Annotated in this window: 1 protein-coding gene; it reads left to right on the top strand. The window is 69.8% G+C overall.

The genetic code is table 11. The features are described 5' to 3' along the window. On the top strand, nt 1-341 hold a 341-nt coding region (locus ETC27_RS17645), incomplete at both ends, for an HAD-IC family P-type ATPase (protein ID WP_168709083.1).

Genomic DNA, 341 nt, shown 5'->3' with positions numbered 1-341 from the left:
ATCGAGGCACATGGCGAGCTGATGCCCGAGGACAAGGCCCAGCGCGTTCGTGACTGGCAGGCCGCCGGCCGAGGCCCAGTCGGCAAGGTGGGCGACGGTATCAACGATGCGCCGGCGCTGGCCGCGGCAGAGGTGGGCATCGCCATGGGCGGCGGCACGGATGTGGCACTGGAAACGGCGGATGCGGCGCTGCTCAAGAACCGCGTCGGCGGCATCGCCGAGCTGATCGCCCTGTCCCGGGCCACGCTGCGCAACGTCAAGACGAACGTCGCCCTGGCGCTGGGCCTGAAGGCCATTTTCCTGGTGACCACGGCGCTGGGCATCACCGGCATGTGGATCGC

It is taken from the genome of Onishia niordana, from assembly GCF_004798965.1.
In the GTDB taxonomy this organism is placed as follows: domain Bacteria; phylum Pseudomonadota; class Gammaproteobacteria; order Pseudomonadales; family Halomonadaceae; genus Onishia; species Onishia niordana.
The sequence above is the reverse complement of the archived record's forward strand: the minus strand, read 5'-3'. Positions and strand labels throughout refer to the sequence as shown.